This is a genomic window from Nitrospirota bacterium (assembly GCA_016235245.1).
Taxonomy (GTDB): domain Bacteria; phylum Nitrospirota; class Thermodesulfovibrionia; order Thermodesulfovibrionales; family UBA6898; genus UBA6898.
The window spans coordinates 70,938-86,141 of the sequence record JACRLO010000035.1 but is presented as its reverse complement, the minus strand read 5'-3'; the positions used below and the strand labels follow the sequence as shown (position 1 = coordinate 86,141).

Sequence of the window (15,204 nt, the reverse complement as noted above, 5' to 3'; positions counted from 1 at the left end):
AACGATTTGGTAGTTCCAAATTATGAGAAGGAGGTGGTTATTGAAAGGGGCTTGGGCTGCGTAATGAGATAAATTTCAAAAATCCTTGTCGTTGACAAGGAAAGCAAAATTAAAAAAGTTTTTTATTGAAACGGAGGTCGAAAGTGAGTAAAAAGATTGTATTGATGGCTTTTATGGCTATCGTAATGTTAGTGAGCTTCAGTGTAAATGCAATGGCTTATGATTCAATCCTCTTCCCGTACTTTACCAGTGGTGGCAGCGGTGACCTGACATTCATTCAGATCATCAACACCTCTGCTCTGACCGCACCTGCAACCCAGGGTAACCTGCATTACATCTATGTCTACAACTCTGGAACAGAAGTCTGCCAGCATGCTGACCAGAATGGCAAGACTTCCAGAAACGACATTATGCTGTTCGAAGCGACTAACTCAACACCGGGTGTTACCGGTCAGCTTCTTCCTGGCGACACAACTTCCACTTCATACATCCTGAACACTAAGCCAGCATGGGGCTACCTGACCGTTACTCATGGTACTGGTTATGGCGCAGGACTTGAAGGAGAGCTTAGAGGACAGGCCATTGTTGTTAACACAAGCGCAGGAACCGCATATAGCTACAATGCGATCAATGATCCTACGGAAGTAGATTCAGGCAACCTTGAGTTTGATGACAATGTAGATGATCACACCTTCCTGAGCTTCCTGCCAACAAGTTATGCATCGACCGTATGGTTCATGTTCCCTATTGATGGCACAGATCTGGCAGATGTTGCAGGTCCTGCCGGCCTCGTGCTGAACAGCACTTCAGAGGTTGGACACCATCCTTACCACGCTGATGCAGATGGCGTATATGACAACAATGAAAATCTGTATTCATATACGAAGTATTTCCCTGTTGGTTGCTGGAATGAGGGCTTTGATCCCTCAACAGGTTCATCAACGGGTGCTCCTGCTCCTATGACCGCTAACTTCTTCTACACACCGGCGCAGTTGATACCATTGACCCATTACAACACTGTAAAGAACTCCGGTGGCTGGATGGGCAAGTACGATTGGGACTACAGCTACACCTACAAGATCACTTCATCATCAATTCTTGGCAAGACCATGTCAACCATGGTTTACGAGCCAAACGCAACAGCTTACCTTTCATACACAAGATAAGCAGCAGTTAATTTTTATCGTTTTGCTGAGGGGTGGATTGAAAAATCCACCCCTTAATTTTGCAGAGTCATATAGTCGAAGAGAGGGAAAAGAATGTCCTTTAAACAATTTGTGATATTACTTGCACTGCTTGCTTCCGGGTGTATGGCCAGCAACCTTGTCAGAAATGATCAGGATTTGGCTGTCTTCGTGCGGCCTGCAATGGATGTGGATTTATTAGAGGGCCCAGCAGTTGTTATGCAGAAAGGGGTTCCGGCATACAGCTGGTATGACCAGCAGAAGCGCCTCATGCTGGCGACAGGCGAGAAATCTCTCTGGGTCAGTGAAGGAGCACCTGCTCCAAGCCGTCTGTCCCTTAACCAGCTCTATGCTGATGGCCCGGCACTCTATTCTCTCTTTAGACCCAAGATAGAGAAAGGCGGCAAGGATGAGGATATCGGCATGAAGTATATGATCTTTCGGGCCTCTTACGATGGCGGCAAGACCCTCGAAAAACCGGTTATTTTAAATAGAGAAGGCAATGCCATGCAGGGGACGCTTGCCTTTAATGGAAAGGGTGACGTCTATGCTGTCTGGTCGGATGAGCGGAGTGGACCACTCGATATTTATATGAATATCTCTCGTGACTATGGCAAGACCTGGCTCCCCAGCGAGATGCGGGTTGATACAGAAGACGCCCCTGGTTCAACAGGTTCATCTAATCAGCAGGTCTTTGCTTCCGGTGACCGTGTATGGGTGATATGGGTTGATCAACTGCCTGATGAGTCCGATGACCTGCCAAAAGAGACCGATGATCTGCATAAAGCGAAGGCAAAGAAGGAAAGAAATAAAAATCGAAAAATGGTGCCGAATACCCGTCTGATGGTGCGCTCCTCAGCAGATGCCGGCAAAACATGGACTGAACCGAAGAGCATACATGAGAGGGACAATTACTATGCCCCGCAGATATTTCTGGCCGGAAACAGACTTCTTATTATCTGGTGCGGAACAGCCACCGGAAAATTTCAGTCAACAGCCCGCGGAATATATTCTAATGACCAGGGATCTACATGGCAGCCCGCAGGAGAGATGCCGCTGAACTCCTGGATGCAGTTTGAACTGCCGCGTGCAGTGGACAGTAAAGGTAATATCTTTTTGACCCTCAGCATCCGCGAAAAGTTCAAAAAAGGTATAGACAATGTCTATTTTCTCGCCTCCTATGACAAGGGACAGACGTGGACAGAACCGGTCAGGATACAGTCAAATGCCCCGCATCACACCTATGCTGGACTACCCCAGATCGTCATAGACAGCCATGACCGGATAGCCGTTTCATGGGTAGATTACAGAAATATCCGGGGTGCTGTATATTTTAATGCCTCAAAGGATGCTGGGAAGACCTGGCTTCCGCAGGAGATGCTGCTGAGCAGAAAGAGCCGGAATTCGAATTACCCGACCCTTGCCGCAGGGCAGGATGGGAAATTTCAGGTCGTCTGGCTCGAATATGAGGACGACAACATGAAAGCTGGGACGATACGCAGCCGGGAGGTACAGATACCATGAAGCATTCCATGCTGAAAAAATTGCCGACCCTGCTGTCTCTGCTGTTTATGCTCTTTTTCCTGGTCGCTTCTGTTTTTGCTGCTGAGACGCAGGACCCGCGAATGGCACGTCTTGTCGAGCGGGTCAATCAACATTGGGACGAAAAAATCAGGGGCGACATGGGGGAGAACTACAAGTCCTATGACCCATTTTTTAGGGCTCGTGTCAAAAAAGTGGTCTATGAAGCCAATATGATTGACATAAAATATATATCCTATACTCTTGGTGAAATAAAGATCACAGAGAATATTGCAAAGGTTCCCGGTCAGACGGTATTTGAAATTCCGGAGACAATGATTTTAGGGCAGAAGATCAGTGTGCCGCCGCGGACAGACACATGGGAAGACGACTGGATATGGATTGATGATGACTGGTATAAGGTGTTCAAGCTGAATCTTAATATGACCTATATACTATTGTTCCCGTCATTTCCTCCCTGAGACTGCTGAAGGAGGGAGCTGTTGCCTGACTTCAGTTCATGACAATGGCTCCAATGAATAAACCATTAAAAAAGGAGAAAATCATGAAAAAAGTTTCCTGTCTTGCAGCGATGCTTCTACTTATCTTCTCAATTTTTGCAGGCACCGTAATGGCACAAGAAGCTCCGTGTCAGTATATTGAAGATTTTCTGGTCACTATAACGGCTGACGGCTCACTGACGCCACAGACCTCTTTGCCGAAAGCTGCCGCCGAGCAGATTACTGACTGCTGGAGTGTATGTTTTCCGTATGGAATTTATAGTAACTATTTTGGTCTGATGAACATGAGTCGTGCGGATTTAAATACCAGCCGGAATGAGTGGGGTGCCCTGGGCAACTCATACGCTCCCATCATGTTTTACGGCGAGATCACTCATTACAAGAAAATACAGGCCGATGGAATGGATCTGTCAGGCGGAGTCTACAAAGCACTCGGAATCTACAGCCCTGAAGGCTGCAATTACGGATCAGCTGCAAAATAATGTCTGAGTTGAAAAATGCTCGAAATTATCGAACCATTAACGAAAAGGAGAAAATCATGAAAAAAGTTACCTGTCTTGCAGCGATGGTTCTACTTATCTCCTCGATTTTTGCAGGCACCGTACTGGCACAAGAAGCTCCGTGTCAGTATATTGAAGATTTTCTGGTCACTATAACAGCTGACGGCTCACTGACGCCACAGACCTCTTTGCCGAAAGCTGCCGCCGAGCAGATTACTGACTGCTGGAGTGTATGTTTTCCGTATGGAATTTATAGTAACTATTTTGGTCCAATGAATATGAGCCTTGCGGATTTAAATACCAGCCGGAATGAGTGGGGTGCCCTGGGCAACTCATACGCTCCTATCATGTTTTACGGCGAGATCACTCATTACAAGAAAATACAGGCTAACGGAATGGATCTGTCAGGCGGAGTCTACAAAGCACTCGGGTTCTACAGCCCTGAAGGCTGCAATTATGACTCAGGAGCTGCTTCGAAGTAAATCCAATCCGAAGACCTGATGCGGTATTGACGCAATTAATCAACTACAGGGAAGGGCAAAACAATCTGCCCTTCCCTGTGCATCAGCTTTCGGCTTCCCGGTTCTTTCTACATAAAGTCCGTGTCCCCCATCGTATAGAAGAAATTCCCCTTGATCTCTTCCTTTTTCATTGTCAGTTCATGTGTTGTGCGCGGAATACAGGTCAGTGAAGGGCCTACGACAAAGCCCAGCGACTCAAGACTGCTGTTCAGGAATTCCGGATGCCAGAGCAGGAGGCGCTTGAAGCCGGCTGTCCAGCAGTAGTTTTCTACCTTCCTCAGAAGGTTCTTCAGCATCTCAAATCGGCAGGCAAAATCAACAAGCAGCATCTGCTCGCCATCCCTCCTCAGCACGGCAAAGCCAAGAAGGCCGCCTCCCCATCGTCTCTGCAGCCCCCAAAGTTCATAGGAATAAAAAGGATGTCTTTGGTATCTCCAGGACAGATAATCCCTGTCTCTGACCACCGCAAGTTTCAACCGCGTCTTTACATCATTCCACAGGAGGTCAATTCTGTTGTCGTCAAAAGATAAAGGGGAAAGGCTGAAGTAAAAACGGGCGGCAGTCGTCTGAAAGCATATCTTTTTTGACGCCTCATAAACATCTTCGATTTTTTCATAAAGACCCAACTTTTCCGGAAGGCGAAGAGCCCTTTGATTAGGAAAGCCGTATCCCAAATAAATATTATTTCTTACTGCCTCTTCAGGTACTAATTCCGCAGTCTTTTTAAAAAGCTTCAGCCCCCTCAGTTTTGGATGCACCATTACATCACCAATAGCCAGACCATATATATCCCTGCCCAGATAAATCATGCGGTGAGGAATACCGCCGTAATGGGCCACCGTCTCTTGAGCGCTATTGACAGCAACAGCGGAGTAAACACTACTATTGCCCCTGCCCTTATATTTCCAATTCCATTCTTCAACGGTCATCTCACGCTCGAAAACTTCATTGAAAAGACGGACAATTCCGCATTCATCGCCCTCTTGATAAAGCCTGACCGAGAAGTCGCTGCTCAACGGAACCGAATCGGTCCCCGATGCCGATATATCCAATGCAGGCCCAAGAAACGAAAGCTCAAGCGCGTCAGCATTCCGGCGGATATCGGAGGCATATTTCGCGCAATATTCAGAAACTCTGGCGTTACCCAGTGTCACCAACAGAATGGAAACCGGTATTATATTTTCACGGGTAATAGACTCAGGAGCGAAATTACTGCTAAGGAGTCCCGCCAGTTCAATATCATGATAACCAGGCGATTTTCTGATAAATCCGCAGACACCATCCTCGCCCTTGAGCGTTGCCTGGTAGAGGACGGGGGAGGTACTGAAGATTTCAGTCATAAGATAGTTCAGGGACTCAACAGAAAAGTAATAGAGATGTTCAAGGCTGCTGTTGTAACCATACCACTTTTCCCCCAGAGACAAAGCACTGGCTGATCCTGCATCAGGCACCAGAAAAATGAAAACGCCGTCATCAGTCAAAAGGTTGAGGATTTTTTTCAGGAAGGCACGGATATCAGCAACGTGCTCAATAACATTAAAGGCAGTAATGATGTCGTAGGTCTTTTCTGCCGGTATCGACAAAATATCGCTGCCAATAATGGATAAACCACGCGACGAAGCAACGGCTGCGGCATGGCTGGAAATCTCTATCCCTTCTATCTCAAACCCTTTTTTTGCAAGCAGAGCCATAAGTTTGCCGGTTCCGCATCCGACATCGAGGCATTTTTTTCTTCCACCCGCGATCAGCCGGACAACTGCAGCCTGCCACAAAAAGTCCGACAGAGGGAGTTCCTCATAATTGATATATCCAATGTCTCCCTCCCGCTCGTAATAATCTTTTTGATATAACGCCTCGATTGAGCCATAAACGTGCTGCAGATCGTCCTTCAGCGCAAATCTCAGCCTGCAATGGGAACAGACATAGACCGGAATCCCGTCCTTTCTCGGCAGGCAGAAATCGGCATCAGGAAACAAACAGTAAGGGCATTGAATTTGACTTTTCATAGGATTAATACTCCGTAGTAATTCACGACACAGCTTCAGCCGCCTTACGCTTTCTCAATATGCCATTCATGCGGCAGGTCAATTATCCCTACTTCCACTGTCTGACGGTGCGCAACAAGGGGCAGCGCCTGTCTCCTGTCATACCAGTAGACCCCCTCATTGTCAAACGCAAAGGCCTCGATGAGAAATGTGCTCGAGCGGAGCTGAATCTTGGGAAACAGAATCGTAACTTTCTGGTTTCCGTAAAAAGGGTCCATCTTATAGGTGCCCGTTCCGATGATTCCGAGTCCGTCAACGGTCCTTATATAAATGGCAATGCGATACGGTATACGGTCATCGTTTACCATGGTTTGAAGACTAATACGGAGATCGCCGCCGGCAGTGAGTATTTCAGGCGGGTCTACCAGCAGATTTTGTATGAATATAAATGGTTTTTCGTCCGGCTTTTCAGAGGGGGCCTTCTGAATTTCTACATTGCCCTCCGTAACCGGCCCGGAAGAAACCTTCTCTTTTGCCAGTTGAAACGTTTCATATGCCTGAATTACTTCAAAGGGTTTATCTTCCATGTGGATTCGCCCATTCTTCAGCCACAAGACTCTGTCGCAGACCCTTGCTATGTGGTACATCTCATGAGAGCAAAAGACAATAGTCTTTCCTCTTTCCTTGAAAGAAAGTATGCGGTCAGTGCTTTTTTTCTGAAAATGCAGGTCACCAACGGAGAGCACCTCGTCAAGTATCAGAATTTCTGGGTCGACGGACGTAGCGACTGAGAATGCAAGCCTTACAAACATACCGGAAGAATAGGTTTTGACCGGGAAATGGATAAAATCGCCGAGTTCAGAAAACTCGATAATCTCCTCCTTTTTTTTGTCCATGAGTGCCCTGTCGATTCCCAAAAGAGATCCGTAGAAATAGATATTTTCGAGACCGGTGAATTCTGGATGAAAGCCTGCCCCAAGTTCAAGAAGCGATGAGACCCTTCCGTGTATGGCAAAGTGACCGCTTGAAGGAGATAGTGTTTTGGAGAGTATCTTCAGTAAAGTGCTCTTTCCTGCGCCGTTCTCACCGATAATGCCTAATGTCTCTCCTTGGTTGACCCGAAAGGAGAGATGGTCCAGTGATATAAATTCTCTGTGCAGCTTCTTCCTGGTAAAAATTTCACTGAGTCGCGCAGAGGGTCTGTCGTATAGCTTAAAGATTTTTGTGAGGCCATCTGCTTCAATAGTCACCATGGCTATGAATTACGAAACAGCCGGTCAAAAAAAGTTTTTTTCTTTGACATGGTGACCGCGGCAGTATAATTAGCCAGCAGTATTTTGTCTTTCGGCGCTATGGACAATAGTGTTTTGAGCTGTTCGCACATGGCGCTGACTCTTCCTTCCATACCGTAAAGAAAAGCTCTTGCATTACCGACTTCAATTAAATTACGATCGATGCGACTCATCGGTACAATAAGCTCGGAGGCCCCTGAGATATTATTGGACCTGAGCAGGAGAAGGGCCTGCTTATATCGGGTATCGAGTTCGGATATGCGATATTCCTGACGAACTGAAGAAGGGGGCTGCCCCATATCCTGAAGCGCAATAAAGTGTGCCCTTTTATCATGAACGTCCAGGGCCTGAATAATATTGCAATATCTGCATCTGTCCGGCCACTCTCCCCTGTCAAATGCAAGGCGCAGATCACGATATCCCCGTCCGTGCCAAATATCCTCAAAAGAGTCGGTTTTGAGATCTCCCATAACGTTATGATCAGGAGAGCAACAGGCTTCAACGCATCCGTTATATTTAACGTAACAGATGGCTCGCTGGGAAAAACAGCGTATCTCGCCGGAGCTGTCTCTGCCAAGCCAGCAATTGGAAATAGTCTCACGCGATACCATTGTCTTGCCATCGAAAGAGTCAGGATGTACGAAAGCGATTCCGAGCTCGCCCGCCTTTTGAGCTGCCTCCCTGATATGTTGATTGTACTCGTCCTGAGCAAAATAAAGCGATTCGGATTCGAAACGGTGCTGATCAAAAAAAAGTTGAAATTGAACGATTAATGATGTCACGCCAAGAGAAGCTGCCAGTTCGACCATATCGACAAGTTCATGGCAGTTAATTTTTGAAACGGTAAAAAGAAATGTAATGCGGGGATACACGACTCCCGCCTGATCCTTTTGTTTCTTTAAAAGAGTGAGGTTCTGAATGAGCCTCGAGAAGTTGTTTTTACCTCTGAAATGGCCATAGGTTTTTTCTGATGCACCGTCAATTGAAACAGCAAATGATATTCTGTGGTCTGCGACATCCAAAAGGTGTCTATCCAGCATCAGGCCGTTCGTGATAAAAGAAATGTTGAGTTCGTCAATGGAGCATACTTTCTTAAGCAGCTGCGGCCATATCTGAGACATAAAAGGTTCTCCAAAGTTGCTCAGGGAGACGGTCTTTATCCTTGTGCCGAGGAGGTGGTCTAATGTGTCGAATAGAGTCATGTCAAAATGCCCCTTCTGAAATACGGGGAACTGGGAATGTCCGCAATGAGAACACGAAAGGTTGCAGAAATTTGTTGATTCCAATGACAGGACTTCCGGATAAGGCTCTCCCATCAACGAACTATGGAGAAAGAAAACCTTGTCTTTAATTCTCAATTCAAGCGGGACTTCCGACTGCTGCTCAGCACATCCGGGCATCGAATATTTTAACTTCAATCCGGGGGGATGTCAAATTGACTGCGGAGACAGCAGTTAACGCAACTCACAAGACGTCGGAAAACCCCTCTTTCAGTTTGTGAAAGAGAAAATATCCGCCAATAAAGCAGCTTAGCGAAAGACAGGCGATTGCGCTCAAATATGAGAACGACGGTACTTCCCCAAGCAGAATAATCTTCTGGTATGAGACTACAAAATAGGTTATGGGGTTAAGATAAAAAATGATTTTTAATTTTTCGGGGACGGCTTCGATACTGTAGATAATCGGAGAGAGAAAAAATATCCCTTGCAATGCCTGGCCCAGTAACTGCCCCAGGTCTCGAACGTAAGGCATCAGGGACGCAAGTATCATCCCAACTCCCAGTGAAAAAATGACCTGAAAGAGCAGAACCGGCATGACCAATAGCAGTATTGGGCTGAATGATGTCTCTATGCCGTACACTACAATAAATAGTATAAAGCCGAGAATATGCGGCAGGTAGCTGGATAGGGCAGCCGTAATGGGTAGTATAATATTCGGGAAAGAAATTTTCTTGACGATTTCGGAGTTTTCTATTATGGAATTCGCTGCTCTCATGGTGCCCTCCAGGAATGCCAGCCAGAAGAAGTATGAGGAAAGCAGAAAATATATGTAGGGCATCTGCATATTCCCATAGGGGCGGGCCTTCATGATGGTTGAAAAAACAAGCCATAAAAGAAGAATCTGGATAACGGGCATAAGAAATGTCCAAATAACTCCTAATGCCGAACCCGCATATTTTGCTTTTAAGTCTTTTCTCAAGAAATAGATGAGCAGATGTAATTTGTTTTTCATGTCTTTAGTGAGGAGGCGTCTCCAATACGAAGCATATTGATTTATCGATCAGTTCCAGAAAATTAAAGATAACGCTGCCTTTTATCTGTTTTTCTTCTTGTTCTTTTTTTGCATCTCAGCCTGCTCCCTGTCAGCTTTGGAAAACGACTCTGCAAAGAAAGCTTTTTGAGGAGCGGAACCTTCCGCGGCCTCTTTTGTTTCTTTTGCCTGTTTTTGAGTCGCCTGCTCCTTGACGATTCTTCTTGGCTTTGACGGATCATTGACTGCGACAATAATCCGCTCATCCCCTTTTACCATCACGATCTTCTCCGCAAGAACTTCAGCCAGTGTATATCCGCTCAAACTTTGCCCAACTTTCAGCGCCCGTTGCCTTTTCCCTCTGCCGCGGGTGGAATACGGTGCTTTTAGGTCGTCGAGAAAGGCCATCTTCAGGCCTTCGGCTACCAGTGTTCCATACAGAATAAAATCCGGCTTTTCTGCAGTCTGAGCGTTTTTTGTTGCGAGGGGAATTTTTCTTTCGGGATGAAATAGATTCTGCTCAGCAATCAGTGCATAATCCAGAGGAGAGAGCGGTTTTGCCTGCTCAGGGATGGTATCAGCGCCGGAAGGCACTGTGTCATGTTTTTGTGTTGCCGGAAGAGAGGACCGGATACTCCTGTTAATAAAAGGCATAATGGTGTAAAGCATGGAAAAGAGAATGAATCCTGCCAATAATACATTGAGCAGGTTTATGTTGCTGAGGATATATTTTACTCTGGCCATCTTTATTTGCTGGCGGTCATTGCCGATATATCCATTTTGACCATTAGCTCCCTCGGCTCTCTGATATTTTTCACCCGTGCATCGAGTTCTTTAACCATAAGATAGGGAGTCCGTGTCTCTATGGAATATAGGATTTCACTCAGGGCAGCGGTATCAGGCAAAACGGTATCCATGCTGATCGTAATGATCCTGAACTTTCCCATGTCTTCAGGTTTTTCAACCCGCTCACTGGATATGGTGCCGCCCTTTTCAACAACGATCCCCTTGATGATTTCCTGAAGGGTGGCAGCGGCAAGGGAGGGTGTCTGACCATCAATCAGCTTTAAATCGTCAGATTTTCTTTCCGCCTTTAGGAGGCTAATCTGTTTTTCTATCTGTGGTTTTTGCGCAATCAGGCCCATATATTTGAGCAACAGTTTTATTTTGATCTCCTGCTCTTCCCTGACAGAAGCCATACCTGCTCGTATATCCCGATAGGCGTATTTGTATGCGCCGAGAAGGAGCATTACAATCATGAGCGGAATTGCCCAGGACAGTATTTTACTTTTTTGCATTGGCTATCGGCTCCGTGTCTCTTTTCGGAGTCTCTTCCTTTTCCATTTTTATATTGAAGCGGTCAGCCTTACTGCTGGCATCTCTCACCGTCGGTGATGCAAACTCGACCTTTCTGAAGAGGGGTGATGCCTCCAGCTTTGGCAAGAGTTCCGTCGCGGCATCAGCATACCCTTCAATTGTAATTGAAGTGGCGGAGACCTTGACCCTTGATGTCCAGGCTTTTTTGGGCAGCAGTGCCGTGAGTTCCTTCATGATGTTCAGAGTCATTATCCTGTTATTCTTGAAATTCTGAATCGAGGAAATTTCTGAACGGAGCGCATCGGCATCCTTTATCAGTTCCTCGACTTTCCTGGCTTCTTCTTTCTTGGTGGTTATTCTGCCTGATAGTTCCTGAAGCTTTCTCTCTTCTATTTTAAGGGGTGCAATTGAGTATCCTATCCAGACTGTCATTATTATCAGCAACAGCAGGATCGTCAGAGCATAAGGAACGTTCTGTTTTTCATGATACCCTTTATTGAGGAGATTAATCCCGGCAGTCCTTGTCCCTAATGATTGCAATACGCTGCCGACTGCGGCCCATGGGACTTCGTTTATCGGTTGTGATAAATGCAGACCAGTGTCTGTTTCCCCAAGAACGCTGACAGGCAGCTTTAAGCCGGCTTTGAGCATTTCTTTGAATGCAGCGTTATTATCGCTTAGCAAAACAATAATTTGTGGTGAGCTGCTTCTGTTATGTGACGTCTGAAGCAGTGCTGTTATCTCCTGAGAGATTGCGGTTACCTTTGATCGTTCATCACTTCCCTCGAAAACTCCCGAGAAATTGTGTATTGGCAACCCATTGCTGAACAGAGCTCCCTCGTACCCGTTTTTCCCCGCTTCCAAAAAATAGAAGGCCGATTTTTTATCCCTGTGGCTGCATACGGCGCCGATTGCAGAAAGATTGACCGTGATCCTGTCTACAACAAAACCGCCTTCATTGAGAACGTCAAGGTATGGCTTAAGATGGTCAGTTTTTACTGCCATGAGCAGTAGGGATACCCGGTCTCCGTTGTCTTCAATTACGCGAAAGTCAAAAAAAGCCTCTTCAGAGGAAAAGGGAGTAAGGCGATCGAGTTCATACGCGATGACCTTCTGAATATTTTCTTTTACGGTAGAGGGGAAGTCGGCCGTCCTGATAACGGTCCATTCCTTCGGGATACTCAGGGTTATTGCCGATTTTGGAAGATCAAATTCGCTGAATGCCAACGCCAGGGAAGACAAAAGCTCTTCCGGCTGCGGATAGCGGTCTTCTGCAAACAGGTATTTCTTCATTTCCTTAATACGTATAGCGGAAAGAACGCGAGTCCCATATGCCAGAGAAACATTTCCTCTTTGTATGGCAACGGAGATATCTTTCCCGGGGAAAATACGGTCGTCTGCGGGGCTAAAGGTGAGCATCCTCAGGATCGTGCCCCATATTCTGAACAGAGGAGTCCCCTGTTTGGGAGCGGCAAGTATTTCCCTGATTTTAATCATATGTTTCACTGTGTAATGTCGACCGGACTCTTATAATAAATATATTTGAATTTGTTGTTGCCTTCAAGAGTGACCGTAGCCCGGATTGTATAACCGGAACGGTCAGTGTCCTTATATCCCGCTGATTCGATCGTAAATGCATTGGCCAGTGTCAGCCCGATATACGATGATGCCAGCGAATAGTTATTCCCGAGAACTCCCTGGATGTCCTGTATCTCCTGAGTCTCCCTGATGGCAAGGATTGAATCCGCAAGTTCTGGCGTAATCCCGGGTATAGCCAATAAGACCTCTCTGGGTGCGGCATTTATGTTGATCTGTGTCATCCTTGAATTGATTGTAAGGAAATCAATTATCCCCTTTTTTCCTGTATCTCCATAAAGAATTTCAGGGGTCATGCCTTTAACCAGAAGAAGCTCCTCCAGCGTTGCAAAGTCAGTATTCTTTGCCTTATAGGGGTTTGGCAAGGACAAATAATAATCATCTTCTGCGCCATGCAGTCTGCGAAGATTGTCCGGATCCTTCCAGTCCATTATGGAATCAACAAGACCATCAGCGTAATCGGCGTCTACGCCGAGATTAATCAATAAAGTCCTTAATACTAACTCAGGCGCAGTATTTATGTCTACCTTGCCACCTTCGTTTACGATGCCAACCGTATAGTATCCGTTATCAGCCAAAAGCTTGTATTTTCTGCCATCTGTCCTCCAGACCTCGCTTCCTTCCATCACCGTTGTTGCGTTCCTGTTTTCATTCAAATAGAATAACTCGGCTATTCCTCTTGCTAATCCCGCTTCCGAAAGGAATTTCTTTTCGACGGTCTGTCTGAAGGACATGGTAGCATAGGCTTCTGTCCTTGCCATATAGGAAAATGAAAAAACGATAACGATCAAAATGGTCAGGACCCAAAGCACAATGAGCAATGCAATGCCCCTCTGTGTCCCGGAAACTGTTCCCGCTCCGGTATGAACTCTAGCATGTCTCGCAGTATTTCGGTGCATATCCGGCACTCCCTACTTTCCTGTTTTTACAGGCTTCTTTTGCTTGTCACGAGCCTTGCTTGACGTTGTCTGCGACAGAGCCGCGGTCCTCATCGGTATGATCATCGAGGTATCATTTCCACCGTAAAGAAGATGCAGTTTTACCTTCTCGGGGATAGTTGCCTTATCAGTCCAGGTGTCAACCCATCTCCCCTTTTCCTCGGTAGGATCCTTGAAAAAATACTCGAAACGTATGGCATCAACTCCACTGAAGAGCCTTGATTCCCTGTTGCCGCTCATCCCAATAATATTTTCGGATACTGACAAGAACTGTTTGCCGGTCTCATCTGACGTGACTTTGTATCTTACCAGCACATATCCCTTCTGGCCTCCCCAGATGGAATAGTTAGTAGCAAGCTGCAGAAACCCCTTGTCCCCCTGAAAATAGTATTTCTTTTCACCATTTTCCTCGTAAGAAAGCGGGGTCTGAGACTGGATCTGCGAGTCGATTATCGTAAAAGATGCCCTGGTCATTTCAAGGTGATCGATCTTCTTTTCTCCTGTGCTGACCGTGCGCAGGCCAAGACGCATGGCACCTGTCACTATTAGGGCGATAACCCCGATCATGACAAGCGAGATCAACAATTCTAACAGCGTGAATCCGCTGCGGGAATTGCATGCCGGCAGGTATATTTTTCTTCTTCGGGGAAAAACGCTGGAGATGACGCTGCTTTTTCTGGAATCTCTTATATGGTTATGGTGAAGAGGCAACGGTATTATCATATCTGTTTAGCCACGACTTTAAGGGTCTTCAGGTTAACGGTCTTTTCTTTTGCGTCCTTTGTCCAGAGGACCGTCAGGTTGATTTCAAACAATTTGATCTGAAGATTTTCCGTCCTGTTATTTTCCGTACTTCTTACCGCAATATCTATACGGTATTTATCCCCGGTTGACTCTGACCAGGCACGTTCTATGAGGGTTTCGTCATCAAGGATCTCCCGCATCTTTAATTCAGCCAGTATGACGGCATTTGAGACATCATCCGATTTTGCCAGTGCCTTCAGGTTAGTCGAGAAGAGCTCAAGAATGGCTGCTAATGCAACGCTCAACAATACCATGGCAACGAGGACTTCCAGCAGGGTAAACCCCCTGTCTGCAATGCTAAATGCAGGATATCTTTTCTGTCTGGTAAATTTCATCTATCTGATTATCACGGCCCCTGCAACCGGATCTATATTTATCTGAGCTGCTTTGGCGTTATTCCAGACAATGATGGTCCCGCCCTCGGTGCTTCCCGTCATGCGAAAGGCTATCTGGTATATCCCGCTGGTGATCTCACCGGCCAGCGGGTCAATCACCTTAAAGGATATTCCGGAGGGCAGAATTTTTCCGGTCTGTCCTTCTATGCCGTAGCTGTTTGTGTCCATATTGATTGTGACGATCTGCTTTTCTCCCTTACGTTGGGCAAGGTGTTTGGCCTGCCTTATGGTTGCTGCAATTTCTCTTGCGGTGGCATTGAACCTGCCGGAAGGGAGTGTATTTGCAAAGAACACCGAAGAAAGGCCAAGCATAAGCGTAATCAGGAAAAGAACAATTATCAGTTCAAGAAGGGTAAAGCCGGATCGGTTAGATTTCATGC

16 protein-coding genes are annotated in these 15,204 nt (G+C 46.3%); 5 read left to right on the top strand and 11 right to left on the bottom strand.

All coding sequences use genetic code 11. The annotated features are described in order from the left end of the window. The first annotated feature begins 143 nt into the window (after positions 1-143). From HZB31_14440 to HZB31_14420, 5 genes are all read left to right on the top strand, one after another. Positions 144-1,166, top strand: a complete 1,023-nt coding sequence (locus HZB31_14440) for a hypothetical protein (GenBank protein MBI5849119.1) — start codon at positions 144-146, stop codon at positions 1,164-1,166. Positions 1,167-1,403: 237 nt separating this feature from the next. Further along, a complete protein-coding gene (locus tag HZB31_14435) occupies positions 1,404-2,708 on the top strand; it encodes an exo-alpha-sialidase (GenBank protein ID MBI5849118.1) in 1,305 nt (434 codons plus the stop codon). After that, positions 2,705-3,187, top strand: a complete 483-nt coding sequence (locus HZB31_14430; GenBank protein ID MBI5849117.1) for a hypothetical protein — start codon at positions 2,705-2,707, stop codon at positions 3,185-3,187. Before HZB31_14435 ends, HZB31_14430 begins: the two co-directional genes overlap by 4 nt. Positions 3,188-3,270: 83 nt before the next feature. Continuing rightward, positions 3,271-3,708 (top strand): hypothetical protein, encoded by a 438-nt coding sequence (locus HZB31_14425; GenBank protein MBI5849116.1) that lies wholly within the window; start codon positions 3,271-3,273, stop codon positions 3,706-3,708. Positions 3,709-3,764: 56 nt separating this feature from the next. After that, complete coding sequence (locus HZB31_14420) at positions 3,765-4,208, top strand: hypothetical protein (protein MBI5849115.1); 444 nt, start codon at positions 3,765-3,767, stop codon at positions 4,206-4,208. A 107-nt stretch (positions 4,209-4,315) separates the two neighbouring features. Here HZB31_14420 and HZB31_14415 read toward each other — a convergent pair whose 3' ends face one another. From HZB31_14415 to HZB31_14365, 11 genes are all read right to left on the bottom strand, one after another. Then, complete coding sequence (locus HZB31_14415; protein ID MBI5849114.1) at positions 4,316-6,253, bottom strand: GNAT family N-acetyltransferase; 1,938 nt, start codon at positions 6,251-6,253, stop codon at positions 4,316-4,318. 44 nt (positions 6,254-6,297) lie between these two features. Next, positions 6,298-7,485: an ABC transporter ATP-binding protein gene (locus tag HZB31_14410; protein MBI5849113.1), complete on the bottom strand. Its 1,188-nt coding sequence runs from the start codon at positions 7,483-7,485 to the stop codon at positions 6,298-6,300. Between the two features lie 2 nt (positions 7,486-7,487). Next, on the bottom strand, positions 7,488-8,924 hold the full coding sequence (locus HZB31_14405; GenBank protein ID MBI5849112.1) for a radical SAM protein: 1,437 nt from the start codon (positions 8,922-8,924) through the stop codon (positions 7,488-7,490). A 64-nt stretch (positions 8,925-8,988) separates the two neighbouring features. Then, a complete protein-coding gene (locus tag HZB31_14400) occupies positions 8,989-9,756 on the bottom strand; it encodes an ABC transporter permease (protein MBI5849111.1) in 768 nt (255 codons plus the stop codon). An 81-nt stretch (positions 9,757-9,837) separates the two neighbouring features. Next, a complete protein-coding gene (locus tag HZB31_14395; protein ID MBI5849110.1) occupies positions 9,838-10,518 on the bottom strand; it encodes a hypothetical protein in 681 nt (226 codons plus the stop codon). Between the two features lie 2 nt (positions 10,519-10,520). Next, the gene (locus HZB31_14390; protein ID MBI5849109.1) at positions 10,521-11,072 is read right to left on the bottom strand and encodes a hypothetical protein; all 552 of its coding nucleotides are present in this window, start codon (positions 11,070-11,072) and stop codon (positions 10,521-10,523) included. Beyond that, positions 11,059-12,588 (bottom strand): PilN domain-containing protein, encoded by a 1,530-nt coding sequence (locus HZB31_14385; GenBank protein MBI5849108.1) that lies wholly within the window; start codon positions 12,586-12,588, stop codon positions 11,059-11,061. The genes HZB31_14390 and HZB31_14385 overlap by 14 nt, the downstream gene beginning before the upstream one ends. Positions 12,589-12,593: 5 nt before the next feature. Next, entirely contained in the window at positions 12,594-13,586 is a 993-nt protein-coding gene (locus HZB31_14380; protein MBI5849107.1) for a general secretion pathway protein GspK, read from the bottom strand. 12 nt (positions 13,587-13,598) lie between these two features. Then, positions 13,599-14,210, bottom strand: a complete 612-nt coding sequence (locus tag HZB31_14375; protein ID MBI5849106.1) for a hypothetical protein — start codon at positions 14,208-14,210, stop codon at positions 13,599-13,601. Positions 14,211-14,344: 134 nt separating this feature from the next. Continuing rightward, positions 14,345-14,764, bottom strand: a complete 420-nt coding sequence (locus HZB31_14370) for a type II secretion system protein (GenBank protein ID MBI5849105.1) — start codon at positions 14,762-14,764, stop codon at positions 14,345-14,347. After that, complete coding sequence (locus HZB31_14365) at positions 14,765-15,202, bottom strand: prepilin-type N-terminal cleavage/methylation domain-containing protein (GenBank protein ID MBI5849104.1); 438 nt, start codon at positions 15,200-15,202, stop codon at positions 14,765-14,767. Between the last annotated feature and the right edge of the window lie 2 nt (positions 15,203-15,204).

Excerpts from the sequence above, each read along its gene's own strand:
- HZB31_14435 (MBI5849118.1), top strand. The coding sequence starts at position 1,404 with ATGCAGAAAGGGGTTCCGGCATACAGCTGGTATGACCAGCAGAAGCGC.
- HZB31_14430 (MBI5849117.1), top strand. The coding sequence starts at position 2,705 with ATGAAGCATTCCATGCTGAAAAAATTGCCGACCCTGCTGTCTCTGCTG.
- HZB31_14425 (MBI5849116.1), top strand. The coding sequence starts at position 3,271 with ATGAAAAAAGTTTCCTGTCTTGCAGCGATGCTTCTACTTATCTTCTCA.
- HZB31_14420 (MBI5849115.1), top strand. The coding sequence starts at position 3,765 with ATGAAAAAAGTTACCTGTCTTGCAGCGATGGTTCTACTTATCTCCTCG.
- HZB31_14415 (MBI5849114.1), bottom strand. The coding sequence starts at position 6,253 with ATGAAAAGTCAAATTCAATGCCCTTACTGTTTGTTTCCTGATGCCGAT.
- HZB31_14410 (MBI5849113.1), bottom strand. The coding sequence starts at position 7,485 with ATGGTGACTATTGAAGCAGATGGCCTCACAAAAATCTTTAAGCTATAC.
- HZB31_14405 (MBI5849112.1), bottom strand. The coding sequence starts at position 8,924 with ATGCCCGGATGTGCTGAGCAGCAGTCGGAAGTCCCGCTTGAATTGAGA.
- HZB31_14400 (MBI5849111.1), bottom strand. The coding sequence starts at position 9,756 with ATGAAAAACAAATTACATCTGCTCATCTATTTCTTGAGAAAAGACTTA.
- HZB31_14395 (MBI5849110.1), bottom strand. The coding sequence starts at position 10,518 with ATGGCCAGAGTAAAATATATCCTCAGCAACATAAACCTGCTCAATGTA.
- HZB31_14390 (MBI5849109.1), bottom strand. The coding sequence starts at position 11,072 with ATGCAAAAAAGTAAAATACTGTCCTGGGCAATTCCGCTCATGATTGTA.
- HZB31_14385 (MBI5849108.1), bottom strand. The coding sequence starts at position 12,588 with ATGATTAAAATCAGGGAAATACTTGCCGCTCCCAAACAGGGGACTCCT.
- HZB31_14380 (MBI5849107.1), bottom strand. The coding sequence starts at position 13,586 with ATGCACCGAAATACTGCGAGACATGCTAGAGTTCATACCGGAGCGGGA.
- HZB31_14370 (MBI5849105.1), bottom strand. The coding sequence starts at position 14,764 with ATGAAATTTACCAGACAGAAAAGATATCCTGCATTTAGCATTGCAGAC.
- HZB31_14365 (MBI5849104.1), bottom strand. The coding sequence starts at position 15,202 with ATGAAATCTAACCGATCCGGCTTTACCCTTCTTGAACTGATAATTGTT.